The organism is Pseudonocardia hydrocarbonoxydans (genome assembly GCF_006539565.1).
GTDB lineage: Bacteria > Actinomycetota > Actinomycetes > Mycobacteriales > Pseudonocardiaceae > Pseudonocardia > Pseudonocardia hydrocarbonoxydans.
Genome location: NZ_BJNG01000011.1, coordinates 72,627 through 98,305 on the forward strand (window position 1 = coordinate 72,627; position 25,679 = coordinate 98,305).

Sequence of the window (25,679 nt, forward strand, 5' to 3'; positions counted from 1 at the left end):
ATGCGGCTCGGCTACCTCACGCACGTGGCCGGAGCGGCCCCGGCGCAGGCCTACCGCGACACCGTGACGCTCGCCGTCGCGGCCGAGGAGCTCGGCTTCGCCTCGTTCTGGGTGGCCCAGCACCACGACGGCCACCTCGACGGCACGCTGCCCTCGCCGCTCGTGCTGCTCGGCGCCGTCGCGCAGGCGACCTCGACGATCCGGCTCGGCACCGCCGTCGTGGCCGCCGCGCTGGAGGACCCGCGCCGTCTCGCCGAGGACGCCGCGGTGCTCGACGTCCTCAGCGGCGGCCGCCTGGAGCTGGGCGTCGGGGCCGGGGCCGACGCGGGGGCCTCGGCGCGGTTCGGCCGCGACCACGACCGCCGCCACGCCGACTGCGCCGACGCCGTCGACGCGCTGCGCGCCCACCTCGACGAGATCGTGCCCGCCGCCCCCGGCCTGGGTGCCCGGCTGTGGCAGGCCACCGGCGGTTCCCGCGGCGTCGACGCGGCCGGGGCGCGCGGCATGGGGATCCTGTCCGGGCGCCCCGACGCCGCACCCGACCTCCCCCGCTACTGGGCCCGGGCCGCGGGGGAGCCGCGCGTCGCGGCGGTCCGGGTCGTCGGGCCGGGGGAGGCACCGGACGCCGCGCTGCGGCGCTGGCGGGCCGACCCCGTCCGGGCGTGGGCCACCGAGCTGGTCGTGCAGACCCAGCCCGCGCACGCCCCCGTCGGCACGCACCTGGCGACGCTGCGCGCGCTCGCGCCCACCCGGCGGGACGCGGACCGGCCGGCCCCGCTCGGTCCGCTGGTCGCCGCGCTGCGCACCGGACCGCGCCGGGTGGCGGCGGCCACGGACGCCTGACGGCGGTTCCGGCAGGCCGCCGGGCCGCATACGCTCGGTGCCGACGTGATCGTCCGACCACCGGGAGTGACCTCGACATGCGCCACATCGCCACGTTCTGCGGCCAGTGCAACTGCGGCTGCCCGGAGCTGTTCGTCGACGACGCCGCGGCGCCGGAGAAGCGCATCGTGATCACCGACGACTTCGGCCAGCGCATCCAGATGAGCGTCGGCCAGCTCTCCGACCTCGTCGACGACATCCGCAAGGGCGTCCTCGACGAGGTGCTGGTCACGGCCGGTTAGGAGGCGGGTGCCTCGGCCCGCCCGCCGGTCGGGGTGACGGCGAACCACTTCCCGCCGACGCCGTGGCCGTCGGTCGCGCCGGGCGCGGGATCGGCCGCGTAGCGGTAGACCGGCCAGCCGCCGATGGTGAGCTGCACGCCGCCGTCCTGACGGGTGATCGTCCCGATCGCGGCCTGGTCGACGCCCTCCACCGTGAGCGGGCTGCCGGGCTCGGCGAGCACCGGCGGCCAGGTCGTGGCGCAGTCGCCCGCGCAGTTCGAGGCGGGCGGCTGCGCGGTGTCGTCGTCGAAGCGGTAGAGCGTCCAGCCCAGGCCGTCGATGACGACGGTGCCCAGCTGGGCGGTGCTGTTGGCGGAGAGCACCGTGCCCTCGGGCGCGGCGAGCGTCTCGGGGGCGGTGGGAGGACCGTCCGGGGCGGTGCCGCCGCCGCAGGCGGTGAGGACGATCGCGGCGACGGCCGCGAGTGCGGCCGCGGCGAGGGTGCGGGCGGACATGGGGGACCTCCGGGTGGGGAACGTCGGCATCTGTCCACACGGACGGCCCAGCGCTGCGGTTCAACCGCACGGTGTCGCTTGTCATCGGTGTCACCTACTGGGAACCTCGACCGGAAGGCGTCCGCCACCGCCGACCGACAGGCCCGTCATGGCCACACTCGAACCACGCAACTTCCTGCAGCCCTGCCTGCTCCTGCTGCTGCGCGAGCGCCCGGACCACGGCTACGACCTGGCCGTCCGGCTGCGCCCCATGCACGACGGCGAGGGCGACGCGGGCGGGGTCTACCGCGCGCTGCGGGCGCTCGAGCGCCAGGGGCTGGTGCACTCGGAGTGGGAGACCTCCGACGTCGGCCCGGCCCGGCGGACCTACCACATCACGCCCGCCGGGCAGGCCTGCCTGGAGACCCAGGTCCTCGTGCTCGAACACGTGCACGAGGCGCTGCACGTGTTCCTGGAGCGCTACGCCGCGCTGGACACCGCCACCCACGGCCGCGCCCGCCGCTGATCAGCGGCCGGGCCCCGGATCGTCGGCGAAGGACCCGTCGCGGCCGGTGACGAAGTCCAGCGACGCCCTGGCCTGCGCCGGGTCGATCCGCTCCAGCGCGAACCCCATGTGGATGAGCACCCACTCGCCCGCCGTGAGCGCCGGGCCGTCGAGTATCCCGGTGTTGACGAGCCGGTCGACGCCCTCGACGCGGACCACCGCCAGGTCGCCGTGCGCCGTCCGCGGCTCGATCACCTCGCCGGGGATCCCCAGGCACACGGCGACCTCACATCCGGTTCATGGCGCGGTAGCGCGCGATCTCGTCGCGCGACTGCACCGCCAGCACCGCGGCGACCGCCGCGACCGCGACCAGTACCAGTGCCCCGATCCTGCGGATCATCGGCGAACCCCTTCCCTCGTGCCGACCAGCGTCCCGACCAGCTCGGTGACGAGGTCCGCGGCCGGCTCCACCGCCGCGGCCACCGCCGCGCCGAGCCCGATGCCCTCCTCCAGCGACGCCGGCTCGCAGCCGACGACCAGCACCCGGCCCACCGGCCGGTCGATGCCCATCGAGCCCGCCAGGTCGTCGAGCAGGCCGAGCACGGCGGCCGGGTCCATCCCGTGCGCGTCCAGCGCCGCGCCGTCGGGCCGGGGCGCGTCGACGTCGTGCTCCAGGGTGTGCAGGGTCCCCGGCTCGCTGCCGCGCCGTACGGCGTCGACGAGCACGACGGCGTCGTAGCCGTCGAGGAGCTGGTAGGCCAGGTGCATCCCGCGGATGCCGGTGTCGAGCAGCTCCACGCCCGCGGGCAGCCCGCCGCGGGCCCGCAGCGCGCGGACCACCTCGACGCCGAACCCGTCGTCGGAGAGGAACACGTTGCCGATCCCGGCCACCAGCACGGCCGGGTCGGACGACGGGCCCGCACGCCCGCTCACGGCACCGGCTCCAGCTCGTCGGGGCGGAAGTAGCGGAAGCGGCCGTGGGCGAGCTGCAGCTCGGCGGCCGGGTCGCCGTCCACCGACACCGCCACGTGCACCCCGCCGTCGACGTCGTGGACGACGGCCTGCACCGTGGCCGCCACCCCGTCGAGGAAGCGGTCCTGCGCGTCGGCGCCGCGGCCGGGCCGCAGCAGCACGTGGCTGCCCCGCGACACCGGGACGCCGCGGACGGCCACCGCGTCGGTGTCGGGGTCGACCGAGGCGTCCCGGCCGGGGTCCCACCACGGGACGCTCTCCGCGGGGGCGACCGCGGGGCCGTCGGCGCCCGCGGGGCGCATCGACCGGATCGCCCCGTGCAGCCGCTCCAGGATCTCCGGCGGCATCGCGTCGACCGCGTCGATGATGCCCGCGGCGCGCGGGTCGGTGGCCCGGGCCTCGGCCTTCTCCTCGTCGGTCAGCACCAGCGTGCGCAGGGTCAGGATCTCGTCGTTCTCCAGCCCGTCGAACAGGTCGACCGTGCTCTCCGGGGCGAGCTGCGGGTGGTCGGCGAGGATGATCGGCGAGGACAGGACGAGGTCGCTGCGCTCCGGCGGCCCGGCCAGCACCGGCCAGGTGTGCTCGTTGACGCAGCCGCGGGCGGCGGGCTCGGCCCAGCGCGGCCCGTCGGTGAGCGAGAGGAACGCCCCGCCCGGTGCGGCGAGCACGGTGTGCGCGGCGATCAGCGACGTGCGCAGCACCTCCTCGCGCGGTGCCCCGGGCCCGGCGATCCCGTCGTTGACGACGTCCACCCGCAACCGGTGCACCAGGTACGGGCCCGGCAGGTCGGTGAGCGAGACGACGACGCGGCCCTCCACGGGCCAGCACCGGCGCTCGATCGACCCGGCCGCGCCGAGCGTCTCGGTCGTGGTACCGCCCGGGAACCGGACGTCGACGGTGCACGGGCCGCGCAGCAGGTCGTCGACGGCGAACTCCGCGTCCACCTGCCGCGGCACCCCCTCCTCGAACCGCAGGTGCCGCCGCCCGTCGACGACCAGCTCCCCGACCGCCGCCTCGTCGGGGGTGCGGGGGGTGCGGGACTCCAGCTGCAGGCAGCGCAGCCGGATCCGCACGTGCGTCGCGGTGCCCGGTTCGAGCAGGCACTCGGTGCGGCTCGCGGTCGGCTCGGTGCCCTCGCCCGCGGGGGTGAGCACGCCGAACTGCCAGCGCAGCCGGTTCTTCTGTGCCGACGCGCGGTAGGGGTAGAGCAGGTAGCCCTCGAAGAGCACGGCGTCGGCGACGGCGGCCACGTCGTCGAGAGGGTCGGGGTCGAGGGGGTCGGGGTCGAGAGGGTCGGGGTCGAGCAGGTCACCCACCGCCGGCCTCCTTCAGCAGCCGGGCGAACGTGTCGTCCCAGCTCGGGGAGGCCTGCGCCGACCGGTAGGCCGACAGCGCGTCGAGGGTCTCGGTGTCGACCCGGACGTAGGCCGAGTTCGGGTAGTGGTCGTCCATGGCCGCCCGCCAGGTCGCGACCGGCAGCCGGAAGGCCGCCTCCTCGTGCCAGGGCACCAGCCCGACCTGCACCCCGTCGGGGCCGGCGTGGAACACCGTGCCGGTGAACAACAGCAGCAGCGGCACCTCGCCCCCGGCCAGGCCGTGGAGGTACTTCGTGGCGGCGATGTCCAGGTCGTAGGTCAGCGGCACGACGATCTCGGTCGTCGTCTCGCCGGTGAAGCCGAGCACGGTCGAGCCGACGGTCGCGAGCTGCAGCGGGTTGAGCGTCTCGCCCCAGCGCGCGGGCTCGCCGAACAGGTCGGTCAGCCGGGCCGCCTCCGCGTCGGAGTAGTCGCGGCCGCGGGGCTCGACCCGGATCTGGGTGCGCAGCGCGACCGAATGCACGCGCCGCGCGTCGTCGGTGGAGATCCGCAGGTCGAGCACCAGCGACGGGCCGGCCGCGAAGGGCTCGGGCCGGGCGCCGGTGCAGGCGAAGCGCAGCATCACACCGGTCGCGCCGCGGCGCGCAGGTCGTCGAAGAACCGGTCGATCTCGCGCCAGGCGTCGGCGCCGCCGTCGAAGCCGCGCCAGTGCAGCCGCACCAGCCCGACCAGCCGGTAGCAGGCGTCGATCGGCACGAGCAGGCAGTCGGTGCGGGCGTCCTTCCCCCGGCGCACCAGCAGCGCCTCGACGTCCGGGGCCAGCTCGGTGGCCAGCCGGCCCCCGCCGACGCCCGACGTCCACGCCTGGAGCGACAGCTCGCTCTCGGTGGCCCCGGCCGGGCTCGGATAGCAGGCGATCACCCGGTCCTGCACGGAGTTGCGCAGGAAGAACGCCATCCCGACGGGCACCTGCAGCGCGTCCCACTGGGCGTCGGTGAGGCGGAACCCGGGGTCGGACAGGTACCGGTCCGGCACGCGGCGGTGGCCGCCGCCGCCCGCGCCGGGGTTGTCGAACAGGAAGGCGCACGGGCCGCAGGCGCAGACCATCCGCCGTTGCGCCACCTGCACCAGGTGCGGGTGCTGTGCCGGGACCGGTGTCGCGCACAGCTCGCAGGTCTCCTGCGCCGGTTCCCGGTCCCGAGGATCGGCCAGGAACCGGCGCAGGCCCGCGACGGTCACGACGTGACCCTCTCCGCGGGGCGCACCCCGATCTGGAGCAGGGTGGGGCCGGCGGGGACGGCGTCGAACACGACGCCCGCGACCTCCGGGGCCGACTCCTCGATCGCGGCGGAGACGAGGTCCTTCACGGTGTCCGCTCCGCAGCCACCACCCGGCACCTGCACGTGCACCCGGCCCTCGCCGTCGATCTCCCCGAGGGTGATCCCCGACCCGTGCGCGCCGAGCCTGCGCCGCGCGGTGTCCATCGCGTGCCCGAGCCGCTGCTCGAGCGGCACCGGGTGCAGGTCGTGCACGGCCAGCAGCCCGGCGACGAGCGGGTCGGCGGCCATCCGCTGCACGAGCGTGTCGCCCGCCCCCGCCCGGACGATGGCCACCATCTGCTCCAGGCCGCACCCGTAGAACCGCATGAGGACGCGCACCAGCTCCTCCGCGGCGTGCCCGGCGGCCGGTCCGGCCTCGGCGGTGATCCCGTCGAGCAGCTCCTCGATCCGGGTGGCCAGCCCCGCCGGGTCCAGGTCCGTCGAGGCCATCTCAGATCGTGTTGAGCATCGTCGGCGAGGTCTCGCGGTACAGCGGCTTCTCGCTGCCGGTGTACATGTGCACGCCGCACGGCAGGCACGGGTCGAAGCTGCGCACCGCGCGCATGATGTCGATGCCCTTGAAGTCGTCGCCCCGGCTCTCCTCGAAGATCGGCGTGTTCTGCACGGCGTCCTCGTAGGGGCCGGGCGTGCCGAAGGAGTCGCGGACGCTGCCGTTCCACGGCGTCGGCGGGTACGGGTGGTAGTTCGCGATCTTCCCGCCGCGGATCACCATGTGGTGGCTCAGCACCCCGCGCACGGCCTCGGTGAACCCGACGCTGATCGACTCGTCGGGCACGACGAACTTCTCCCAGGTCTTCGTGTGACCGCCGCGCACCTCCGCCAGCGCCTTCTCGATGAAGTGCAGCGCGCAGCCGGCCGCGTAGGCCTGGAAGTAGGTGCGGGCCCGGTTGCGCTCGATGGCGTTGGACAGCGGCCTGCCCGCCTTGTCGGTGGGGCAGTGCCACTCGTAGCTCGCCTCGGGGCGCAGGACCGTCCGCGGCAGGTTGATCTTGACGCTGTGCCCGGTGGCCTGGATCTCGTCGATGTTCACCAGTCCGGCCAGCGCGGTGGCCCACAGTCGGGCCAGCGGGCCGCCGCCGGTGTCGAGGGCGAGGTGGTCGGTGCCGTCGAACCAGCGCGGCGACATCGTCCAGCTGTACTTGTCGTCGAAGTCGCGCTTCTGCGGGGCCGGGATCGTGTGCTGGTTCCACGGGTGTCGGCGGTCGACCGGGTTCCCGAGCGGGTCGTGCGTCGCGAAGATCTCCTGGTCGTCCCAGTCGCGGTAGAACGAGTGCCCGAGCAGGATCCGGATGCCGAGGTTGATCTCCACCAGGTCGGTGGTGACGAGCTTGCCGTCGACGACGACGCCGGGGGTCACGAACATCCTGCGGCCCCAGCCGGTCATCGTCCGGTAGGCGAAGTCGCAGTGCTCCGGGTCGTTGAACGCGCCCCAGCAGCCCAGCAGCACGCGCCTGCGGCCGACCTCCTCGTAGCCGGGCATCGCCTCGTAGATGAAGTCGAACAGGTCGTCGTGCATCGGCAGGCAGCGCTTCATGAACTCCACGTAGCGCATGAGCCGGGTGTAGTAGTCGGTGAACAGCTGGATCGTCGCGTGCGTGCCGACGCCGCCCGGGTAGAGCGTGGAGGGGTGGACGTGGCGGCCCTCCATCAGGCAGAACATCTCGCGGGTGTACCGGCTGACCTGCAGCGCCTCGCGGTAGAACTCCCCGGTGAACGGGTTGAGCGCGCGCATGATGTCGCCGATGGTCTTGTAGCCGTGGTCGGCGCCGTGCGGGGCCTCGGTCCGGTTGGCCTGCTCCAGCACGCCCGGGTTGGTCTCCGCGATCATCTTCTCGCAGTAGTCCACCCCGACCAGGTTCTCCTGGAAGATGTTGTGGTCGAACATGTACTCGGCGGCCTCGCCGAGGTTGATGATCCACTCACCGAGGTGCGGCGGGCGCACCCCGTAGGCCATGTTCTGGTTGTAGACCGAGCAGGTGGCGTGGTTGTCGCCGCAGATGCCGCAGATCCGGCTGGTGATGAAGTGCGCGTCGCGGGGGTCCTTGCCCTTCATGAAGATCGAGTATCCGCGGAAGATCGACGAGGTGGAGTGGCACTCCACGACCTTCTTCCGCGAGAAGTCGATCTTCGTGTAGATCCCGAGGCTGCCGACGATCCGGGTGATCGGGTCCCACGACATGTCGACGAGGCCGGTGCCGTCGGTGTCGGTGCTCGCGGGCTTGGACTGCGTGGTGGTCATCGGGGTATCACCAGACCTTCTGGTAGCCGGTGGTCAGCTCGCGGCCGTTGGTGCGCCAGGCCGGTTCCTTGTCGAGCTTGCGCTCGGTGATCTTGCGCAGCCGGCGCATCACGCCGCCGACCGCTCTGGACGTCGTGCCGGAGACGAGGCTGCCGGGCGGGGCGTCCATGAACGGCATGAACTTGTCGGGGAAGCCGGGCATCGTGCAGCCGATGCAGATGCCGCCGACGTTCGGGCAGCCGCCGACGCCGTTGATCCAGCCGCGCTTGGGCACGTTGCACTTGACGACCGGTCCCCAGCACCCGAGCTTGACCAGGCACGTCGGCGACCCGTACTCCGTCGCGAACTCGCCCTGCTCGTAGTAGCCGCCGCGGTCGCAGCCCTCGTGCACGGTCCGGCCGAACAGCCAGGTGGGCCGCAGCGCGTCGTCGAGCGGGATCATCGGCGCGCTGCCCGCGGCCTGGTAGAGCAGGTAGAGGATCGTCTCGGACAGGTTGTCCGGGTGGGTCGGGCAGCCGGGGACGCAGACGATCGGGATGCCGGCCTTCGTCCGGAAGTCCCAGCCCAGGTAGTCGGGCACGCCCATCGCGCCGGTCGGGTTGCCCGCCATCGCGTGGATGCCGCCGTAGGTGGCGCAGGTGCCGACGGCGAGGATCGCCAGCGCCTTCGGGGCGAGCCGGTCGAGCCACTCGCTCGTCGTCATCGGCTGCCCGGTCTCGGGGTTGTTGCCGAACCCCGACCAGTACCCCTGCGGCTTGATCTTCTCGTTCGGGATCGAGCCCTCGACGACCAGCACGAACGGTTCCAGCTCGCCCCGCTCGGCCTTGAAGAACCACTCGATGAAGTCGTTGTTGCCGCCGACCGGGCCGTTGTCGAAGTCGATCAGCGGCCAGTGCACGGCGACCTTGGGCAGACCCGGCAGGGCTCCGAGCGCGATCTCCTCGATGCTCGGCTGGGTGGCGGCGGTGAGCGCGACGGAGTCGCCGTCGCAGCTCAGCCCCGCGTTGATCCAGAGGATGTGGACGACCGGGTCGTCCTGACCGGCTGCTGACATGGGCGTCGCCCTCCCCGGCTGCGGTGTGGACCACTGTTGTAGAGGTCTGCCGCCGGGCGGAGTAAGTGCGTTCCGGTGGTACCGGCGGGCCGCACCTAGGTGTGGTCCGCACCGACCGCGCGCACGTACCGGCCCCACGCGCACCCTCGGAGGTGCGCGCGGGGGTGACGGGGTGCGCGCCGGGGTCAGCGGCCGGCGGTCAGCCAGGCGCACCACTCGTCGATGCCCTGGCCGGTGCGGGCGCTGGTCTCGATGACGCGCACGCCCGGGTTCACCGCCTGCAGGTTGCGGTGGAACAGCGCGAGGTCGACGTCCAGGTGCGGCAGCAGGTCGATCTTGTTGACGAGCACCAGGTCGGCCGAACGGAACATCACCGGGTACTTCAGCGGCTTCTCCTCGCCCTCGGTGACGGCGTGGATCATGGCGCGGTGGTGCTCGCCGACCGCGAACTCCGCCGGGCACACCAGGTTGCCCACGTTCTCGACGAGCACCAGGTCGAGCGCGTCCAGCGGGAGCCGGGCCAGCGCCGAGCGCACCATCGGCGCGTCGAGGTGGCACTCCCCGCCGAACCCGTTGGAGGTGTTGAGCAGGCTGATCGAGGCCCCGAACCCGGCGAGGCGGTCGGCGTCGATGCTGGTCTCGATGTCGCCCTCGACGATGCCGACGCGCACCCGGTCCTGCAGCTGGCGCAGCGTCTCGCGCAGCACCGCGGTCTTGCCCGCGCCGGGGGAGGACATCAGGTTGACGCAGGTGACGCCCGCGGCGTCGAGGTCGGCGCGGTTGGCCGCGGCCGTCCGGTCGTTCTCGTCGAAGATCCGTTCCAGTACCTCGACGCGCTCGCCGCCGGTGGTGTAGCCGGTGTGGTCGCCGTGCCCGTGCCCGTACCCGTCGTCGTTACCGTGGCCGTCGTCGTGCCGGTGGAAGCGCCCCATCGCGATCAGGCCTCCGCGAGTTCCAGGGTGGTGATCAGGAACTCCTCGCCCGCGACGATGCTCAGGTCGCTGCCGCCGCAGACGTCGCAGACCAGGTTCATCTCGGTGAGGGTCTGCCTACGGTTGCACGGGAGGCACCGGACGACGGCGGCGACGTGGTCGACCACCAGCTGCGACCCGGCCAGCGGGGTGGCCTCGGTCACCAGCTCCCAGCAGAAGGTGAGCGTGTCGGGGACGATCTGGCGCAGCGCGCCGACCGTCAGGTGCACGGCCCGCACCGGTCGGCCCGCGGCGTGCCGCTCGACGGCGTCGACGATGGACTGGCAGATCGAGAGTTCGTGCATCGGACCTCCCGGGTGTGACGGTACACACACCCGGAACCCGTGCGGATCCACGGACGAGGCCTCTGGGCAACCGCCGCGTCGATCCCTAACCTGTGTGGTCCAGCTCACTCCTCCGCCCGGTGCAGGAGGCCGACGTGGCCGTGGACGTGCCCGTGACCCCGGCGATGACGCAGGTCCGCTGGCGGGTCACCGTCACCGGCGTCGTGCAGGGCGTCGGGTTCCGGCCGTTCGTGCACCGCGCCGCCACCGAGCTGGGGCTGTCGGGTTTCGTGGGCAACGACGCCGCCGCGGTGTTCGTCGAGGCGCAGGGGCCGCGGGCGTCGGTCGAGGAGCTCGTGCGGCGGCTGGCCGCCGACGCGCCCCCGCTGGCGCACGTCGCCGCGGTGCGGGCCACCGGCGTCGAGCTCCGCCCCGGCGGCGGGTTCGAGATCGTCGCCAGCGCGCAGGCGGGCGGCGCCCGCACCGCGATCCCGCCCGACGTCGCCGTCTGCGACGACTGCGTGGCCGAGCTGTTCGACCCCGCCGACCGCCGGTACCGGCACCCGTTCGTCACCTGCACGAACTGCGGGCCGCGGTTCACGATCGTCCGCGGGCTGCCCTACGACCGCCCGGCGACGACGATGGCGGGCTTCCCGATGTGCGCGGCGTGCGCGCGGGAGTACCACGACCCCGCCGACCGGCGCTTCCACGCCCAGCCGATCGCCTGCCCCGACTGCGGGCCCACCCTCACCTTCCGGTGGCACGGGGACGACATCCCGGTCGCACGGATGTCCCGACTCGCGGGGGTGGGGGCGGCGCGGGCGGCGCTCGCGGACGGGCACGTCGTCGCCGTCAAGGGGATCGGGGGGTACCACCTGGCCTGCGACGCCCGCTCCGAGGACGCGGTCGCGGCGCTGCGGGCGCGCAAGGCGCGCGGCGGCAAGCCGTTCGCGGTGATGGTGCGCGACCTCGACGCGGCCCGGGCGCTCGCCGAGGTCGACGCCGACGAGGCCGCCGTGCTCACCTCCCCGGCCCGGCCGGTGGTGCTGCTGCGCCGCCGCCCGGGTGCCGCGGTGGCCGACGGCGTGGCCCCCGGCAGCCCGTGGCTGGGCGTCCTGCTGCCGTACACGCCCGTGCACCACCTGCTGCTCGAGCACGGCGGCGCGCTCGTCATGACCAGCGCCAACCGCTCCGACGAGCCCATCTGCTTCACCGACGACGACGAGCGCGAGCGCCTGCCCGCGCTCGCCGACGCCGTGCTCACCCACGACCGCCCGATCCACGTGCCCTGTGACGACTCGGTGGTGCGGGTCGTCGACGGGCACGAGCTCCCGGTCCGGCGGTCCCGCGGCTACGCCCCGCTGCCGGTCGACCTGGGCCGCGAGGTGCCCGCGGTGCTGGCGGTGGGGGCCGAGCTGAAGAACACCTTCTGCGTCACCGACGGGCGGCTCGCGTTCTGCTCGGCGCACGTCGGCGACATGGGGACGCTGGAGACGCTGCGGGCCTTCGAGCGCGCGGTCGGGCAGCTCACCGGGCTGCGCGGGCGGCCGGCCCGACTGGCCGCGGACCTGCACCCGGCCTACCGCACCCGGGCGTGGGCGGAGGACCGCGCGGGGGAGCGCCCGCTCGATCTCGTGCAGCACCACCACGCGCACGTCGTCGCGCTGCTGGCCGAGCACGGTCGCCTGGGCGAGCCGATCGTCGGCGTCGCGTTCGACGGCACCGGGTACGGCACCGACCACACCGTCTGGGGCGGGGAGATCCTGCGCCTGGGCCCCGACAGCCACCGCTTCACCCGGGTCGCGCACCTGGCCCCCGTCCCGCTCCCCGGTGGCGACGCCGCGGTGCGGCACCCGCGCCGGATGGCGCTCGCGCACCTGCACGCCGCCGGGATCGCCTGGGCCGCCGACCTCCCGCCCGTCGCCGCCTGCACCGACGCCGAGCGCAGGGTGCTCGCCGCCCAGCTCGCCTCGGGCACCGGCTGCGTCCCGACCACCAGCGTGGGCCGGCTGTTCGACGCGGTGGCGAGCCTGCTCGGCGTCCGCCACACCGTCACCCACGAGGGCCAGGCGGCGATGGAGCTGGAGGCCCTCGCGGCGGGCGACGGGCCCGCGCTCCGCCTCGGCGCGGACCTCGACCCGGCCCCGGTGCTCGCCGGGCTCGTCGAGGGGCTGCGGGCCGGGGTGCCCGTCGCGGCGCTGGCGTCGGCGTTCCACGAGGCCCTCGCGGCCGCCGTCGCCGAGGTGGTGGCGCGGGTCTGCGGCGGCGTGGGGCTGGTGGGGCTCACCGGCGGGGCGTTCCAGAACGTGCTGCTGCTGCGGCTGACCCGCAGGCGGTTGCAGGACGCGGGCTTCACGGTGCTCGTCCACCGCGTCGTCCCGCCCAACGACGGCGGGCTCGCGCTGGGCCAGGCGGCCGTGTCGGCACTGACCGCGCTCGACGAGGAGGGCCGATCGTGACCGTGGGAACCCTCGACCAGGAGCTGGCCGCCGACCTCGCCGCCGCCTCGCTCGTGCTGGCCCGCCGGTTCGCGGCCGGCGCCACCCTGTGGTGCCTCGCGCCGTCCTGGGAGCCGCACGCGCAGCACGTGGCCGTGGAGTTCGTGCACCCGGTGATCGTCGGCAAGAAGGCGCTGCCCGCGGTGGCGCTCACCGGCCCCGACCTCGTGGCCGCGGGCCGGGTCTCGGTGCGGGCGGGTGACGTCGTGCTCGCCGTCGCGGGCGCGGACGACCCGCAGGTCCGCGACGTGCTGCGCCGCGCCCCGGCCTGGGGCGCCACCACGCTGTGGATCGGCAGCGGCGGCCGCCCGCCGCCCGGCGCGGCCGACCACGTCCTCTGGCTCGACGACCCCGACCCCGCCCTGCCGGCCACCGGCGGGTTCGTGCTGCTCTACCACCTGCTGTGGGAGCTGACGCACGTCTGCTTCGAGCACCCCGGGCTGCTCACGGAGCAGGCCCCCGGGTCGGTCTGCATCACCTGCTCCGACGAGGGCAGGCTCGGCGAGGTCGTCGCGCCGGGGCGGGTGCGCACCGCCGGGGGCGTCGAGGACGTGTCGACCCTGCTCGTCGACCCGGTGGCCCCCGGCGACCTGGTCCTCGTCCACGCGGGCACGGCGATCACGCGGGTGGACCCGTGACCGACTTCCTCTACCCCTTCCTCGACGCGCAGGAGCGCGACCAGGACGCCCTGCTGCGCGACCTCGCCGCGTCCGCCCGGGCCAAGGCCGCGGAGAGCGGGGCCCTGCGGGCGTCCACCCTGGCCGCCTGCGCCGACGCGCTGGCGCGCGCGGCGGCGGAGATGGCGCGCCGGTTCGCCGCGGGCGGGCGGCTGTTCTGCTTCGGCAACGGCGGCAGCTCCACCGACGCGACGACCCTGGCCGACCTGTTCGCGCGCCCGCCCGGGCATGTACCGCTGCCGGCCTGGTCGCTCACCGCCGACCAGGCGATCCTCACCGCGCTCGGCAACGACGTCGGCTTCGAGCTGGTGTTCGCCCGCCAGCTCATCGCCCGCGCCGCAGCCGGGGACATCGCGGTGGCCATGTCCACCAGCGGGAGCTCGGCGGACCTGACGGCCGCGTTCCGGGAGGCGCACGCGCGCGGCCTGTTCACCGTCGGCTTCGCGGGCTACGACGGCGGGCGGTTCGCCACCAGCCCGGACGTCGACGTCTGCTTCACGGTGGCGTCGCAGAGCGTGCACCGCATCCAGGAGGCGCAGGCGTTGCTGGGTCACCGGCTGTGGCAGGCCGTCCACGAGGAGCCGGCGATGAGGGAGCTTGCGACCGGATCATCGGCACAGCATCCGATCGCATCGCCGACCGAGCGCAGCGAGGGAGAGCGATGAGATCGGACTACCTGAGCTCGGGTCCCGGCTTCGCCGAGGGCGAGGTCATCGAGCGGATCGAGGCGTTCCGCAGGCGCCGCCCCCGCCTGCGTGACGAGCTGGTGACCCTCGCGCACGGCGCGGGCGGCAAGTCGTCGGCGGCGCTGGTGGACGCGGTGTTCGTCGAGGCCTTCCGCAACGAGGCGCTGGAGGAGCTCGGCGACGGTGCGGTGCTCGCGCTGCCCTCGGGGGAGCGGCTGGCGCTGTCCACCGACTCGTTCGTCGTGCAGCCGCTGCGCTTCCCCGGCGGCTCGATCGGGCACCTCGCCGTGCACGGCACCGTCAACGACCTGGCCTGCTCCGGCGCGGTGCCGCGGTGGCTGTCGGCGGCGTTCGTGCTGGAGGAGGGCTTCCCGGTCGCGGAGCTGAAGGAGATCGTCGCCGACATGGCGGCGGCCGCCGCGGCCGCGGGCGTGCAGATCGTCACCGGCGACACGAAGGTCGTCCCCCGCGGCGCCGCCGACGGGCTGTTCGTCACCACCGCCGGGGTCGGGGTGATCCCGGCCGGGCGCACCTTCCCCGCGGTGCGCACCGGCGACCGGCTGATCCTCTCCGGCACGATGGGCGACCACGGGACGGCCGTCATGCTCGCCCGCGGCGACCTGGCGATCGAGGCGGACGTCGACTCGGACACCGCCGCGGTGTCCGACCTCGTGGAGACCCTGCTCGCCGCGGCCCCCGGCACCCGCTGGCTGCGCGACCCCACCCGTGGCGGCGTCGGCACCACCTGCAACGAGCTGGCGCAGGCCACCGGGCTCGGCGTCGTGCTCGACGAGGCCGCGCTGCCGGTGCGCCCGGTCGTCAACGGCGCCTGCGAGATGCTCGGCATCGACCCGCTCCACGTCGCCAACGAGGGCAAGGTCGTGGCCGTCGTCGGGCCGGACGAGGTCGACGACGGGCTCGCCGCGATGCGCGCCCACCCCCTCGGCCGCGACGCGGTCGTCGTCGGGGAGATCACCGAGCAGCCCGGCTCCACCGTCGTGCTGCGCACCGCCTTCGGGGGCACCCGGATCGTCGACATGCTCGTCGGGGACCCCCTTCCGAGAATCTGCTGAGCCCCGGATCTGTTAGGGAGACACCATGTGCCTGGGGATTCCCGGCCGGATCGTGGAGATCACCGATGCGGCGGGCTGTCTGGCGAAGGTCGACGTCAGCGGCGTGCAGCGCACCATCAGCGTCCGCCTGCTCGCCGACGACATGCCCGGGCCCGACGAGTGGGTGCTCGTCCACGTCGGGTTCGCGATGGCCAAGATCGACGAGACCGAGGCGATGCTGACGCTCGCCGCGGTGCAGCAGCTCGGCGAGGCCTACACCGACGAGCTGGAGGCGTTCCGGGGGAGCACGGCATGAGGTTCGTCGACGAGTTCCGGGACCCGGCCGCCGCGCGCACCCTGCTGGGCGCCATCGAACGGCTGGCCGCGCCCGACCGCCACCACAAGTTCATGGAGGTGTGCGGCGGGCACACCCACACCATCTACCGGCACGGCATCGAGCACCTGCTCCCGGCGAACGTCGAGCTGGTGCACGGGCCGGGCTGCCCGGTCTGCGTGATCCCGATGGGTCGCGTCGACGACGCCATGTGGCTCGCCGAGCAGCCGGACGTGATCTTCACCTGCTTCGGCGACATGATGCGGGTGCCCGGGAGCAACGGCAGCCTGCTGGAGGCGAAGGCGCGCGGCGCGGACGTCCGGTTCGTCTACTCCCCGCTCGACGCGCTCGCGCTCGCGACGCGGAACCCGGACCGGCAGGTGGTGTTCTTCGCACTCGGCTTCGAGACCACCGCCCCGTCCACGGCGGTGACGCTGGTGCGGGCCCGGGAGCTGGGCGTCGCCAACTTCTCGGTGTTCTGCAACCACGTCACGATCGTGCCGCCGCTCAAGGCCATCCTGGACTCGCCCGACCTGCGCCTGGACGGTTTCCTCGGCCCGGGGCACGTGTCGACGGTGGTCGGGAACCGGCCCTACCGGTTCGTGCCGGAGGTCTACGGCAAGCCGATCGTCGTCGCCGGGTTCGAGCCGCTGGACATCCTCGCCTCGGTGGCGATGCTGCTCACCCAGCTGCGCGAGGGGCGCTGCGAGGTGGAGAACCAGTACTCGCGGATCGTGCGCGACGAGGGCAACCCGGCGGCGCTGGCCCTGATGGGGCAGGTGTTCGCGCTGCGCCCGCACTTCGAGTGGCGCGGCCTGGGGTTCATCTCGCAGAGCGCGCTGCGGCTGCACGACGACTTCGCGGAGTTCGACGCCGAGCAGCGGTTCGCGATGCCCGGGGTGCGCGTGGCCGACCCGAAGGCGTGCCAGTGCGGCGAGGTGCTCAAGGGCGTGCTCAAACCCTGGGAGTGCAAGGTGTTCGGCACCGCGTGCACGCCGGAGACCCCGATCGGGACGTGCATGGTGTCGCCGGAGGGCGCCTGCGCCGCGTACTACAACTTCGGGCGGATGCACCGCGATGCGGCCCACCTCGTCGCCCGGGGTTAGGTCGCCCGGGGTCGGGCCACCCGGGGTCGGGCTGTTCGCCCGCTACGCCCACGCCCCCAACGCGCTCGGGTTCTGCGGGCCGCCGACGGGGCTGGGCCGCTCCGAGGACGAGGTGCGCGCGGCGGCCCGGCGGTTCTCCGGGGCCTGGCCCTACCTGCAGGTGCTGGCCCGGCTGACCGGCACCGCCGACCCGCTGGACGCGCGGCTCGTCGAGGCCTACTGGCTCGGGCGCGACCTCGGCGTCGACGGGGCGGAGTTCGGCGCCGCGCTGCTGGAGGTGATCGGGCCGCGGGCGGGGCGGTACTGGAGCCACCTGACGCCCGAGCTGGTCGGTGAGGCGGCGGGCGACCACGGCTTCCACGTGTTCGGGGTCTACCCGTGGTCGCGGCTGCTGGGCCGCGGGGCGGACGAGCACCCCGTCCACGTGCTGGACGGCTGCCGCATCCGCTGGGGCACCGTCCTGGCCGTCGACGGCGGGGTGCGGGTGGCCTCGCGCCGCCTGACGTGGGACGGGGTGGCGCTGGGACTGGGCGACCCGGCCGTCGAGCACGTCGCGGCCACCCACGTGCAGGTGCCCGTCGACGTCGGGGACGCGGTGGCGCTGCACTGGGAGTACCTGTGCGACCGCCTGACGGCGGACCGGGTGCACGACCTGGAGGCGTCGACGGTGCGGCGGCTGGCGGTCACGAACGCGCGGGTCGGGCCGTGACGCCCGTCCGGGACCACCCCGCCCGGGCCGGCGGACCCCGAGACCGGGGTAGGGATGTCCCCGAGCCGTCTCAGACCTTCTACCGATGTATCTCCGCCCGGATCACGGCATCGTCCCGTCCATGGAGCTCGTGCGGCTGGTGACCGAGGCGGCGCTGGCGTCGCCGTGGCTGCTGGCGGTGATCGTCGCGATGGCCGTGGTCGACGCGCTGCTGCCCGTGGTGCCCAGCGAGGCGCTGATCATCGCGGCCGGGGTGGCGGCGGTGACCGGGGAGCAGAACCTGGTGGCGGTGATCGGCGCCGCGGCGCTCGGCTCGTTCGTCGGCGAGTGCGCCGGGTACCTGATCGGGCGCGGGATCGGCCCGGCGGTGCGCACCCGCTTCGCCGCGGACGGCAGGCGTGCGGAGCACTACGACCGGGCCGCCCGCCTGCTCGACCGCCGCGGGGGCACGGTGCTGCTCACCGCCCGGTTCGTGCCGGCCGGGCGCACCGTCGCGACACTGGCGTCGGGCGCCACCGCCTACCCCTGGCCCCGGTTCCTCGGGTTCACCGCCGCGGGGTCGGTGCTGTCGGCGTCGTGGTCGGCGGTGCTGGGCTTCGTCGGCGGCGCCGCGTTCGCGCACGACACCGTCACCGCGCTGGTGGTGGGCTTCCTGTTCGCCTCCGCCGTCGGGCTGGTGCTGGAGGGGGTGCGCCGGTGGCGTGCCGCATCGCGCACGCCGGACCCCGTGGCCACCGCGCCCCGGCCGGTGCTCACAGCGCGGTGAACACCACCGAGTGGTGGCCGGTGGCGCCGTCGGGGAGCACCGGGGCCCGCTCCTCGGTCTGGGTCACCCCGTTCGCGTCGGTGGCCCGGACCGTGACGACGTGCGACCCCGGCGCGGCGTCGACGACGGCCCGCCACATCCGCCAGGTGTCGCCGCCGACCTCCGTGGCGAGCTCGGCGTCGGCCCACGGCCCGTCGTCGAGGCGCACCTCGACGCGGCTGATCCCGACCGGCTGCGACCAGGCGATCCCGGCGACGGTGACGGCCCCGGCCGGCGCGCTGCCCGCGCTGCGGGGGACGTCGATGCGCGACTGGGTCTTGACCGGCCCCAGGCGGCCCCAGCCGCGTTGCAGCCAGTAGGCCTGCTTCCGGTCGAACGTCGTGACCTCCAGGTCGGTGACCCACTTGGTCGCCGACACGTACCCGTAGAGGCCGGGCACGACCATCCGCACCGGGAACCCGTGCTCGGGCGGCAGCGCCTCCCCGTTCATGCCGACGGCGAGCAGCGCGCCGCGGTCGGGTTCGAGCAGTACCTCCAGCGGTGTGCCCGCCGTCCACAGGCCGTCGCTGCTGGTGGAGAGCACCTGGTCGGCCCCGGGCGCGACGCCGGCCTCGAGCAGGACCTCCCGCAGGTCGACCCCCACGAAGTCCGCCGTGGAGATGTAGTCGTCGCCCACCTCGTTGGACACGCAGATCATCGTGACCGTGCGCTCCCGCAGCGGGCGGGCGAGCAGGTCGTCGAAGGTGAGGGTCAGCTCGCGGTCGACCATGCCGTGGACGCGCAGCGACCAGTCGGCGGCGGTCTGCGTGGGGATCCGCAGGGCGGTGTCGATGCGGTAGAAGTCGGCGTTGGGGGTGAGGAACGTCGGCGTCCCCAGCTCCGGGAACGCCGCACCGGCCGGGATCGCCGGGGCCCGCTCGGCGAGCGCGACCCGGGCCAGCCGGGCCGTCACCTCCTCGCGGGAGCCCGCGAGCCTGCTGCCCAGCAGCTGGCCCAGCCCGCCCGCGGCGAGCGCGCCGAACCCGACCAGCGCGGAGGTGCCGACGAGCATCGTGCGGCGGTCGACGCCGGACCCGGCGCGGGGGGTGCCCGGCAGCGCGAGCGCGTGCAGCCGGCGCAGGGCCAGCACGCCCGCCCCGGCGGCGGCCGCGGGGGCGAGCAGGTCGACCGGGGTGAACGCGGGGGACAGGGCGACGGCGGCGAAGCCGAGCAGCCCGAGCCCGACCAGCGCCCGCACCCCCGGCTGCGGCCGCCCGCGGGAGAGCAGCCCGACCCCGACCGCGGCACCGACCAGCACCAGGGCCATCCCGGCGAGCAGCACCGGCTTGTCGGCCGTGCCGAACGCCGACTTCGCGACGTCGACGAGCCACTGCGGCGCCAGCGCGATCGCGGAGTTGCCGACGGCCAGGAACGGCGACGACACGGGGGACACCAGCCCGGCCACGAGGTGCCCGGCGCCCAGCGCGGCGGCCACGGACAGCACCCCGAGCGCCGCGGCGGTGCGACGGGGGACCAGGGGCGGGTGGACCGTCGTCGCGCTCACGTCCCCATCCTGCCGCGCCCCCGGCCGGGCGCGCCTTACGGATCGGTGGCGCTACGCTGCGCTCGACACGCAGCGTGACGAGACGGGGAACGCACCGATGGGCGACAGCAGGGGCCTCGACGACGCACCGGCCATCCCCGACGTCGACCTCACCCGGCCGTCGATCGCGCGCGTCTACGACTACGTGCTCGGCGGCAAGGACCACTACGAGATCGACCGCCGGGTGTCCGCGGCGTTGTTCGCGGCGGTGCCCGAGACCAGCGACCTCGCCCACGACAACCGCAACCACCTGCGCCGCGCCGTCACCTGGCTGGTGCGCGAGGCCGGGATCCGCCAGATACTGGACCTGGGCTCCGGGCTGCCGACCGCGGGCAACGTGCACGAGATCGCCCACGAGGTCGACCCGTCGGTGCGGGTGGTCTACGTCGACATCGACCCGATCGTGCTCGCCCACGGCCGTGCCCTGCTCGACGACGACGACACCACCACGGTGGTCACCGGCGACGTCCGCGACGTCGACGCGATCTTCGCGGACCCCGAGGTGACCGCCCTGATCGACACCACGGCGCCGTTCGCGGTGCTCGCGGCGAGCATCCTGCACCACCTCTCCGACGAGGAGGACCCCTACGCGGTGGCCGCGGCGATCACCGCGCGGCTGAGCCCGGGCAGCTACCTGCTGGTGAGCAACTTCCTCGACGACGACGAGCCGCGTGCGAAGGCCCTGGAGCGGGCGTTCCTCGACGGCGGCCTGGGCACCGGCCGGTTCCGCACCTGGGCCGAGCAGCAGCGGTTCTTCGCCGGGCTGGAGATGGTGGAGCCGGGCCTGACCTACGCCAACGACTGGCGCCCTGACGACCGCACACCCACCGACAGCCCGACGCACACGCTCTACGCCGCGGGCATCGGCCGCAAGGCGTGAGCCAACCGGTCTACGGGAGCCGCCCGATCAGCTCGGTCAGCGCCGCGCGGGTGTCGCGCGGGGTGAGCGCCTGCACGACCAGCCGCTCCCAGACACCGGCGTAGTCCTCGACGTCGGAGCGCTTGTCGAGGTAGACGGCGCTGTTGAGCTGTTCGAGGTACACGACGTCGGGCAGGTCGGGCTCGGCGAAGCGCAGGATCGAGAACGGGCCGCCCGCGGCGGCGTGGCTGCCGGCGCGGAACGGCAGCAGCTGGATCGTCACGTTCGGCCGGTGCCCGGCCTCCAGCAGGTGCTCCAGCTGGGCGCGCATCACCGCGGGGGTGCCGTAGGGCCGGCTCACCGCCGCCTCGTCGAGGACGGCCCACACCTGCGGTGCGCCCGGCTCGCCGAGCATCTTCTGCCGCGACATCCGCAGCTGCACCCGCTGGTCGACGTCGTCGGGCGGCGAGCCGCGGTGCCCGAGCAGGATCACGCTGCGCGCGTACTCCTCGGTCTGCAGCAGCCCCGGCACGAACTGCAGCTCGAAGGTGCGGATCACCTTGGCGGCCTGCTCGAGCCGCAGGTACATCTCGAACCAGCTGGGCAGGACGTCGTTGTGCTGCTGCCACCAGCCCCGGGCGTTGGCACGGGTGGCGAGGTCGCGGTAGCCCTCGCGCTCGGCCGGGTCGGTGACGCCGTAGAGGGTGAGCAGGTCGAGCACGTCGCGTTCCTTGCAGCCGACGCGGCCCAGCTCCAGGCGGCTGATCTTCGCGCTCGACGCCCGGATCGCCTCGCCCGCCGCCTCGCGGGTGACGCCGTTGGCCTCGCGCAGCCGGCGCAGCTGCGTGCCGAGCAGGATCCGCAGGACGGTGAGGCCGCCCTGGTCGGGCACGGCGGCCGGTGGCTGGGTACTCACGGTGCTCCCCCCATCACCGGGCAGCATAACCGCCACGGGGCCCCTGACCGTGGCCGTCCAGGACGCCGGCGACCCGGTCGATCTCGGCGGCGTCGAGGGTGCGCGGCGCGCGGCCGGTGCCCAGTGCGCGCAGCGCGACGTCACAGACGTACTCCAGGTAGGCCGCCCGGTCCAGGGCCCCGGCCACCGCGGGCGCGACGAGCACCGCCCCGTGGTTGGCCATCAGGGCGGCGCTGCGGCCGCGCATCGCGGCGAGCACGTGCGCGGCCAGCTCCGGGGTGCCGAACGTGGCGTAGGGCGCCACCCGGACCGCGCCGCCGAAGAACGCCGAGTAGTAGTGCGTCAGCGGCACCTCGTCGACGACCGTGGACAGCGCCGTCGACGCCGGGGCGTGGGTGTGCAGCACGACCTCGCCGTCGTGCGCGCCGTCGCGGGTGTGCAGCAGGACGTGCAGCGCGAGCTCGGAGGTCGGGCGCAGCGGGGCGTCGAGCGGGGTGCCGTCGAGGGCGTGCACGCCGACCGTGTCCGGCGTCAGCTCCGCGTAGTCGACGGCCGACGGGGACACCGCGATCCGGTCGCCGTCGCGCACCGAGACGTTGCCCGCGGTCCCGACCACCAGACCGCGCGCGACCAGGCCCCGGCACAGCGCGACGACGGCCTCCCGGGCGGCCCTCACCGGCCGATCCGCCCGCGCGTGCTGACCGCGACGGCGAGCGCGGTCGTCAGCGGCACCGCGGCCACCAGCCCGATGCTGCCCACCAGCGTCCGGACGATCTCGGTGGCGATCACCTGGCTGGTCAGGGTGTCGGCCAGGCCGCGCTCGGCCACGCTGAACAGCAGCAGCAGGGGCAGGGCCGCGCCCGCGTAGGCCAGCACCAGGGTGTTGACGGCGGAGGCGACGTGGTCGCGCCCGATCCGCATCGCCGAGGAGAACAGGGCGCCGGGACGCAGCGTGGGGTCGGCGGCGCGCAGCTCCCAGACGGCGCTGCTCTGGGTGACGGTGACGTCGTCGAGCGCGCCGAGCGCGCCGATCATGAGCCCGGCGAGCACGAGGCCGCGCCCGTCGACGGCGGTGCCCAGGGCGTTGGCCAGGCTCGCGGTGTCCTCGTCGGCGCCGGTCAGCCGGGCCGCCGCGGCGAACCCGACGCCCAGCACGCCGATCAGGACGAGGCTGCCGAACGTCCCGAGCACCGCCGTCGAGGTGCGGGAGCTGAACCCGTGGGTGAGGTACAGCGCGCAGAACATGATCGCCGTGCAGCCGACCACGGCGACCAGCAGCGGGTCGCGCCCGGCCAGGATCGCGGGCAGCACGAACCCGACCAGCACCACGCCCGTCAGCACCAGGGACCCCAGTGCCGCGAGCCCGCGGAAGCGGCCGAGCGCCACCACCGCGGCGCCGAACAGCAGGGCGAGCACCAGCAGCGGGACCTCGCGCTGGAAGTCGGCGATCTGGTAGCTCTCCGGGTCGGCCGGGTCGCCGTCGACGGTGAGCAGCACCTCGTCGCCGGTGGTGAAGGGGGCGACGCCGCGCACCACCGACACCAGCGTGACGATGCTGGTGCCCGCCGCGTCGCCGCCGGTCAGGCGCACGGTCAGCGCCGCGCAGCCGCGGTCGCCCTCACCGGGGGAGCAGTCGCTCTCCGCCGTGGCCGACACGGTGCCCGGGACCCGGGGCAGGGCCGCCGCGCCGTCGAGGGGCTGTGCGCGCTCGTAGGGGAACAGCAGCACGAGCCCGACCAGCGTCGCCAGCGCGGCGGGGATCAGCAGCAGCGCGATCGCGACGTGCACCCGCCGGTCGGCGCGGGGGGCCGGCCCGTGGCCGTGCCCGTGGCCGGTGAGCGCGGGGGTCTCGGTGGGGTGGTCGTGCGGGACGGCGTCACGGTGGTCGTCGTCGGCGTGCCGGGCGCCTGCCGCGCCGTCGCCCGGAGCGGGATCGGGGCCGGGGTCGCGGTGCCGGCCGGCGGGCCGGGGCGTGATCCCGATCGGGCCGGTGTCGTCCTCGGGGTCGCCGGTCGCGGCGGGCGGGCCGGTGCCGCTGCCGCGGTGGCGGGGCCCGTGCCGGGGGGAGCTCATCCGCCGGATTCTCCCGTGTCGCCGCGGGCACCCGGCGTCCGGTCCACCCCGCCCGCCGCTCAGCCGACCGCGCGCACGACCTCCACGACGACGCTGACGTCCTGGCTGCCCGGCAGCAGCGGCACCGCCGCCGACTCCTGCGCCGCGAACGCGTCGGCGGCGAAGGGCTGCGGGCCGGGCTCGGCCGGGATCTCGGTGATCGAGAGCAGCGCGCCCACCGACACCCCCGCCGCCTCGGCCATCTGCTCGATCTGCGCCTCGGCCCGGCGCACGGCGTCCGCGCGGGCGGCCGCGCGCTGGTCCGAGTCGTCGTCGAGGGAGAAGGAGATCTGCTGTACCCGCACCGCGTCACCCGCCGCCTGCGCCGCCGCGTCGATGAGGGCGCCGGCACCGTCGAGGTCGCGCAGCGTCGCCGTGACCTGGTTGGTCACCTCGTACCCGGTGACCGTGCCGTCGGGGGAGTAGCTCGGGGAGATCGACAGCCCGCTGGTGCGCAGGTCCTCCTCCGCCACCGCGCTGCCGCGCAGCACCTCGATCAGCGCGGCCGCGCGGGTGCTGTTGTCCTCCAGCGCCGCGGCCGCCGCCGGGGCGTTCGTGGCGACGCCGAGCACGACGGTGAGCGTGTCCGGCGGCGCGCCGACGGTGCCGACGCCGCGCGCCGAGATGCCGGGTGCCGGGGTGCCGGGCGCCGGGGCCGCCGACCCCAGCTGGCCGGGCGCGGCGCAGCCGGCGAGGGCGAGGACGAGACCGACGGCGGGGAGGAGTGCGCGCTTCATGCCCCCAGGACGGAACGGGGGCCCGTCCGGTTGCACGGGCCCGGCTACGCGACGGGGACGCGCGCCTCCGGCCCGCTCAGGCTCCGCCGGTGCGTCTCCGGGGCCAGCGCCAGGCAGACCACGGTGAGCAGGCACAGCGCGGCGATGATCACCGAGATGGCGAGCGTTCCGCCGGTCGCCCCGTAGATCGCCGCGAACGCCAGCGGGGCGAACCCGGCGCCGGTCCCGGCGAGCTGGTAGCCCAGCGACGCTCCGGTGTACCGCGACCGCGTGGCGAACAGCTCGGTGTAGAGGGCGGCCAGCGGCCCGTAGAGCGCGGGGTGCAGCAGGCCCTGCCCGACGACGACCGCCACCACGAGCAGGGCCGTCGACCCGCTGCGGATCAGCGGGAACAGGGCGAACGCCCACGCCCCGCAGGCCACCGCCCCGGCGATCATCACCGGCCGCCGCCCGAGCCGGTCCGACAGCGCCGACCACCCGATGATCCCGGCGACCGCGGCCACCGACGACGCGGTGAGCGCGTTGAGCACGGTCGAGCGCGCGATGCCGGCCTCGACCGCGTAGGACAGCGAGAACGTGGTGATCGTGGCCTGCACGACGAACGCGGCGAAGCCGATGCCGACCGACAGGGCCAAGACCCGGGGGTGGTGGCGCAGGACGTCGAGCAGCGGGAAGGCGGGCGGGGCCTCCGCGATCCCGGCCCGGAACACCGGGGTCTCCTCGACGCGCGAGCGGACGAACAGCCCCAGCGCCAGCAGCACGGCGCTGAGCAGGAACGGGATGCGCCAGCCCCAGGACAGGAACGCCTCCTCGCTCATCGTCGCGGCGGTGACCGCCAGGACCACGGTCGACAGGACGCCGCCGCTGGGGGCGCCCGCGTTGGTGAAGCTGGCCCACAGCCCGCGCCGGGAGGTGGCGTGCTCGGCCGAGAGCAGCACGGCCCCGCCCCACTCGCCGCCGACGGCGATCCCCTGGGCGACGCGCAGCACCACCAGCAGCACCGGGGCGAGCGCGCCGATCTGCGCCGGGGTGGGCAGCAGGCCGATCAGCACGCTCGCGACGCCCATCAGCGTCATCGTCGTGATCAGCATCTTCTTGCGGCCGACCCGGTCGCCGAAGTGGCCGAACAGGATCCCGCCGAGCGGGCGGGCGAGGTAGCCGGTGGCGAGCGTGCCGAGGCTCGCGATCGTGCCGACGACCGGGTCGAGCCCGGAGAAGAACACCGGCCCGAACACGAGCGCCGCGGCCGTGGCGTAGAGCAGGAAGTCGTAGTACTCGATCACGCTGCCGAGGTAGCTCGACAGCGCGGCGCGCCGGAGCTGGGTGGTGGCCGGGCCGGGTGCGGTCATCGCACTGCCTCTCGTCGG

The 25,679-nt window shown here is 74.7% G+C and carries 29 protein-coding genes; 12 read left to right on the forward strand and 17 right to left on the reverse strand.

Going from position 1 to position 25,679, the window contains the following annotated elements:
• Both PHY01_RS05710 and PHY01_RS05715 read left to right on the forward strand, forming a co-directional pair.
• A complete protein-coding gene (locus PHY01_RS05710; RefSeq protein ID WP_141277468.1) occupies window positions 1-843 on the forward strand; it encodes an LLM class flavin-dependent oxidoreductase in 843 nt (280 codons plus the stop codon).
• A 77-nt stretch (window positions 844-920) separates the two neighbouring features.
• A complete protein-coding gene (locus PHY01_RS05715) occupies window positions 921-1,124 on the forward strand; it encodes a hypothetical protein (protein WP_141277469.1) in 204 nt (67 codons plus the stop codon).
• Here PHY01_RS05715 and PHY01_RS05720 read toward each other — a convergent pair.
• Complete coding sequence (locus PHY01_RS05720; RefSeq protein ID WP_218030018.1) at window positions 1,121-1,618, reverse strand: hypothetical protein; 498 nt, start codon at window positions 1,616-1,618, stop codon at window positions 1,121-1,123. The two genes, PHY01_RS05715 and PHY01_RS05720, sit on opposite strands and share 4 nt — an antisense overlap.
• A 148-nt stretch (window positions 1,619-1,766) precedes the next feature.
• On the opposite strand from PHY01_RS05720, the gene PHY01_RS05725 reads away from it, so the two are divergent.
• A complete protein-coding gene (locus tag PHY01_RS05725) occupies window positions 1,767-2,123 on the forward strand; it encodes a helix-turn-helix transcriptional regulator (protein WP_141277471.1) in 357 nt (118 codons plus the stop codon).
• Here the strand turns inward: PHY01_RS05725 and PHY01_RS05730 are convergent, their stop codons facing one another.
• From PHY01_RS05730 to PHY01_RS05775, 10 genes are all read right to left on the reverse strand, one after another.
• The gene (locus tag PHY01_RS05730; RefSeq protein WP_141277472.1) at window positions 2,124-2,381 is read right to left on the reverse strand and encodes a HypC/HybG/HupF family hydrogenase formation chaperone; all 258 of its coding nucleotides are present in this window, start codon (window positions 2,379-2,381) and stop codon (window positions 2,124-2,126) included. It lies immediately after the preceding gene.
• Between the two features lie 117 nt (window positions 2,382-2,498).
• Entirely contained in the window at window positions 2,499-3,035 is a 537-nt protein-coding gene (locus tag PHY01_RS05735) for a hydrogenase maturation protease (protein ID WP_246085718.1), read from the reverse strand.
• Window positions 3,032-4,390, reverse strand: a complete 1,359-nt coding sequence (locus tag PHY01_RS05740) for a hypothetical protein (RefSeq protein ID WP_246085719.1) — start codon at window positions 4,388-4,390, stop codon at window positions 3,032-3,034. Before PHY01_RS05740 ends, PHY01_RS05735 begins: the two co-directional genes overlap by 4 nt.
• A complete protein-coding gene (locus PHY01_RS05745; protein ID WP_141277473.1) occupies window positions 4,383-5,012 on the reverse strand; it encodes a DUF6084 family protein in 630 nt (209 codons plus the stop codon). The genes PHY01_RS05740 and PHY01_RS05745 overlap by 8 nt, the downstream gene beginning before the upstream one ends.
• Entirely contained in the window at window positions 5,012-5,629 is a 618-nt protein-coding gene (locus PHY01_RS05750; protein ID WP_141277474.1) for a DUF5947 family protein, read from the reverse strand. Before PHY01_RS05750 ends, PHY01_RS05745 begins: the two co-directional genes overlap by 1 nt.
• The gene (locus PHY01_RS05755) at window positions 5,626-6,159 is read right to left on the reverse strand and encodes a NifU-related iron-sulfur-binding protein (RefSeq protein ID WP_141277475.1); all 534 of its coding nucleotides are present in this window, start codon (window positions 6,157-6,159) and stop codon (window positions 5,626-5,628) included. The genes PHY01_RS05750 and PHY01_RS05755 overlap by 4 nt, the downstream gene beginning before the upstream one ends.
• 1 nt (window position 6,160) lies before the next feature.
• Window positions 6,161-7,969: a nickel-dependent hydrogenase large subunit gene (locus PHY01_RS05760; RefSeq protein ID WP_141277476.1), complete on the reverse strand. Its 1,809-nt coding sequence runs from the start codon at window positions 7,967-7,969 to the stop codon at window positions 6,161-6,163.
• Window positions 7,970-7,976: 7 nt separating this feature from the next.
• Window positions 7,977-9,023 carry an NADH-quinone oxidoreductase subunit B family protein gene (locus PHY01_RS05765; RefSeq protein WP_141277477.1) on the reverse strand — a complete coding sequence of 349 codons (1,047 nt, stop codon included), beginning with the start codon at window positions 9,021-9,023 and terminating at the stop codon, window positions 7,977-7,979.
• Window positions 9,024-9,208: 185 nt separating this feature from the next.
• Window positions 9,209-9,955, reverse strand: coding sequence for a hydrogenase nickel incorporation protein HypB (gene hypB, locus PHY01_RS05770; RefSeq protein ID WP_141277478.1), 747 nt, complete (start codon window positions 9,953-9,955; stop codon window positions 9,209-9,211).
• A gap of 5 nt (window positions 9,956-9,960) precedes the next feature.
• A complete protein-coding gene (locus PHY01_RS05775; protein ID WP_141277479.1) occupies window positions 9,961-10,299 on the reverse strand; it encodes a hydrogenase maturation nickel metallochaperone HypA in 339 nt (112 codons plus the stop codon).
• 134 nt (window positions 10,300-10,433) lie between these two features.
• On the opposite strand from PHY01_RS05775, the gene hypF reads away from it, so the two are divergent.
• The 8 genes from hypF to PHY01_RS05815 all read left to right on the forward strand — a co-directional run bounded on the left by hypF (window position 10,434) and on the right by PHY01_RS05815 (window position 18,106).
• Window positions 10,434-12,737 carry a carbamoyltransferase HypF gene (hypF, locus tag PHY01_RS05780; RefSeq protein ID WP_307723943.1) on the forward strand — a complete coding sequence of 768 codons (2,304 nt, stop codon included), beginning with the start codon at window positions 10,434-10,436 and terminating at the stop codon, window positions 12,735-12,737.
• On the forward strand, window positions 12,734-13,414 hold the full coding sequence (locus PHY01_RS05785) for a HypC/HybG/HupF family hydrogenase formation chaperone (protein WP_246085720.1): 681 nt from the start codon (window positions 12,734-12,736) through the stop codon (window positions 13,412-13,414). Before hypF ends, PHY01_RS05785 begins: the two co-directional genes overlap by 4 nt.
• Window positions 13,411-14,118 carry a D-sedoheptulose-7-phosphate isomerase gene (locus tag PHY01_RS05790; RefSeq protein WP_141277480.1) on the forward strand — a complete coding sequence of 236 codons (708 nt, stop codon included), beginning with the start codon at window positions 13,411-13,413 and terminating at the stop codon, window positions 14,116-14,118. The genes PHY01_RS05785 and PHY01_RS05790 overlap by 4 nt, the downstream gene beginning before the upstream one ends.
• Window positions 14,115-15,212, forward strand: a complete 1,098-nt coding sequence (gene hypE / locus PHY01_RS05795; protein ID WP_141277481.1) for a hydrogenase expression/formation protein HypE — start codon at window positions 14,115-14,117, stop codon at window positions 15,210-15,212. The genes PHY01_RS05790 and hypE overlap by 4 nt, the downstream gene beginning before the upstream one ends.
• A gap of 25 nt (window positions 15,213-15,237) precedes the next feature.
• Window positions 15,238-15,507: a HypC/HybG/HupF family hydrogenase formation chaperone gene (locus PHY01_RS05800; protein WP_141277482.1), complete on the forward strand. Its 270-nt coding sequence runs from the start codon at window positions 15,238-15,240 to the stop codon at window positions 15,505-15,507.
• Window positions 15,504-16,631, forward strand: a complete 1,128-nt coding sequence (gene hypD / locus PHY01_RS05805; protein WP_141277483.1) for a hydrogenase formation protein HypD — start codon at window positions 15,504-15,506, stop codon at window positions 16,629-16,631. The genes PHY01_RS05800 and hypD overlap by 4 nt, the downstream gene beginning before the upstream one ends.
• Window positions 16,603-17,340 (forward strand): DUF6390 family protein, encoded by a 738-nt coding sequence (locus tag PHY01_RS05810; protein WP_141277484.1) that lies wholly within the window; start codon window positions 16,603-16,605, stop codon window positions 17,338-17,340. The genes hypD and PHY01_RS05810 overlap by 29 nt, the downstream gene beginning before the upstream one ends.
• Before the next feature lie 121 nt (window positions 17,341-17,461).
• Window positions 17,462-18,106 (forward strand): DedA family protein, encoded by a 645-nt coding sequence (locus PHY01_RS05815; RefSeq protein ID WP_170183654.1) that lies wholly within the window; start codon window positions 17,462-17,464, stop codon window positions 18,104-18,106.
• Here the strand turns inward: PHY01_RS05815 and PHY01_RS05820 are convergent.
• Window positions 18,093-19,649 carry a molybdopterin-dependent oxidoreductase gene (locus PHY01_RS05820; RefSeq protein ID WP_246085721.1) on the reverse strand — a complete coding sequence of 519 codons (1,557 nt, stop codon included), beginning with the start codon at window positions 19,647-19,649 and terminating at the stop codon, window positions 18,093-18,095. The genes PHY01_RS05815 and PHY01_RS05820 overlap by 14 nt on opposite strands.
• A gap of 97 nt (window positions 19,650-19,746) precedes the next feature.
• On the opposite strand from PHY01_RS05820, the gene PHY01_RS05825 reads away from it, so the two are divergent.
• Window positions 19,747-20,568: an SAM-dependent methyltransferase gene (locus PHY01_RS05825; protein ID WP_141277486.1), complete on the forward strand. Its 822-nt coding sequence runs from the start codon at window positions 19,747-19,749 to the stop codon at window positions 20,566-20,568.
• Between the two features lie 10 nt (window positions 20,569-20,578).
• On the opposite strand, the gene PHY01_RS05830 is transcribed toward PHY01_RS05825, so the two are convergent.
• The 5 genes from PHY01_RS05830 to PHY01_RS05850 are packed head-to-tail and all read right to left on the reverse strand — an operon-like array spanning window position 20,579 to window position 25,661.
• Window positions 20,579-21,463, reverse strand: a complete 885-nt coding sequence (locus PHY01_RS05830) for a Sco1979 family transcriptional regulator (protein WP_246085722.1) — start codon at window positions 21,461-21,463, stop codon at window positions 20,579-20,581.
• 13 nt (window positions 21,464-21,476) lie between these two features.
• Window positions 21,477-22,139, reverse strand: a complete 663-nt coding sequence (locus PHY01_RS05835; protein WP_141277488.1) for a class II aldolase/adducin family protein — start codon at window positions 22,137-22,139, stop codon at window positions 21,477-21,479.
• Window positions 22,136-23,536: a YibE/F family protein gene (locus tag PHY01_RS05840; protein ID WP_141277489.1), complete on the reverse strand. Its 1,401-nt coding sequence runs from the start codon at window positions 23,534-23,536 to the stop codon at window positions 22,136-22,138. The genes PHY01_RS05835 and PHY01_RS05840 overlap by 4 nt, the downstream gene beginning before the upstream one ends.
• A 59-nt stretch (window positions 23,537-23,595) precedes the next feature.
• Window positions 23,596-24,312 (reverse strand): SIMPL domain-containing protein, encoded by a 717-nt coding sequence (locus tag PHY01_RS05845; RefSeq protein WP_141277490.1) that lies wholly within the window; start codon window positions 24,310-24,312, stop codon window positions 23,596-23,598.
• A 44-nt stretch (window positions 24,313-24,356) separates the two neighbouring features.
• Window positions 24,357-25,661: an MFS transporter gene (locus tag PHY01_RS05850; protein ID WP_141277491.1), complete on the reverse strand. Its 1,305-nt coding sequence runs from the start codon at window positions 25,659-25,661 to the stop codon at window positions 24,357-24,359.
• Window positions 25,662-25,679 lie beyond the last annotated feature (18 nt).

Coding starts and splice junctions, on each gene's coding strand:
- PHY01_RS05710 (WP_141277468.1), top strand. CDS start 1: ATGCGGCTCGGCTACCTCACGCACGTGGCCGGAGCGGCCCCGGCGCAG.
- PHY01_RS05715 (WP_141277469.1), top strand. CDS start 921: ATGCGCCACATCGCCACGTTCTGCGGCCAGTGCAACTGCGGCTGCCCG.
- PHY01_RS05720 (WP_218030018.1), bottom strand. CDS start 1,618: ATGTCCGCCCGCACCCTCGCCGCGGCCGCACTCGCGGCCGTCGCCGCG.
- PHY01_RS05725 (WP_141277471.1), top strand. CDS start 1,767: ATGGCCACACTCGAACCACGCAACTTCCTGCAGCCCTGCCTGCTCCTG.
- PHY01_RS05745 (WP_141277473.1), bottom strand. CDS start 5,012: ATGCTGCGCTTCGCCTGCACCGGCGCCCGGCCCGAGCCCTTCGCGGCC.
- PHY01_RS05755 (WP_141277475.1), bottom strand. CDS start 6,159: ATGGCCTCGACGGACCTGGACCCGGCGGGGCTGGCCACCCGGATCGAG.
- PHY01_RS05760 (WP_141277476.1), bottom strand. CDS start 7,969: ATGACCACCACGCAGTCCAAGCCCGCGAGCACCGACACCGACGGCACC.
- PHY01_RS05765 (WP_141277477.1), bottom strand. CDS start 9,023: ATGTCAGCAGCCGGTCAGGACGACCCGGTCGTCCACATCCTCTGGATC.
- hypB (WP_141277478.1), bottom strand. CDS start 9,955: ATGGGGCGCTTCCACCGGCACGACGACGGCCACGGTAACGACGACGGG.
- PHY01_RS05775 (WP_141277479.1), bottom strand. CDS start 10,299: ATGCACGAACTCTCGATCTGCCAGTCCATCGTCGACGCCGTCGAGCGG.
- hypE (WP_141277481.1), top strand. CDS start 14,115: ATGAGATCGGACTACCTGAGCTCGGGTCCCGGCTTCGCCGAGGGCGAG.
- PHY01_RS05800 (WP_141277482.1), top strand. CDS start 15,238: ATGTGCCTGGGGATTCCCGGCCGGATCGTGGAGATCACCGATGCGGCG.
- hypD (WP_141277483.1), top strand. CDS start 15,504: ATGAGGTTCGTCGACGAGTTCCGGGACCCGGCCGCCGCGCGCACCCTG.
- PHY01_RS05810 (WP_141277484.1), top strand. CDS start 16,603: ATGCGGCCCACCTCGTCGCCCGGGGTTAGGTCGCCCGGGGTCGGGCCA.
- PHY01_RS05815 (WP_170183654.1), top strand. CDS start 17,462: ATGGAGCTCGTGCGGCTGGTGACCGAGGCGGCGCTGGCGTCGCCGTGG.
- PHY01_RS05825 (WP_141277486.1), top strand. CDS start 19,747: ATGGGCGACAGCAGGGGCCTCGACGACGCACCGGCCATCCCCGACGTC.
- PHY01_RS05840 (WP_141277489.1), bottom strand. CDS start 23,536: ATGAGCTCCCCCCGGCACGGGCCCCGCCACCGCGGCAGCGGCACCGGC.
- PHY01_RS05845 (WP_141277490.1), bottom strand. CDS start 24,312: ATGAAGCGCGCACTCCTCCCCGCCGTCGGTCTCGTCCTCGCCCTCGCC.
- PHY01_RS05850 (WP_141277491.1), bottom strand. CDS start 25,661: ATGACCGCACCCGGCCCGGCCACCACCCAGCTCCGGCGCGCCGCGCTG.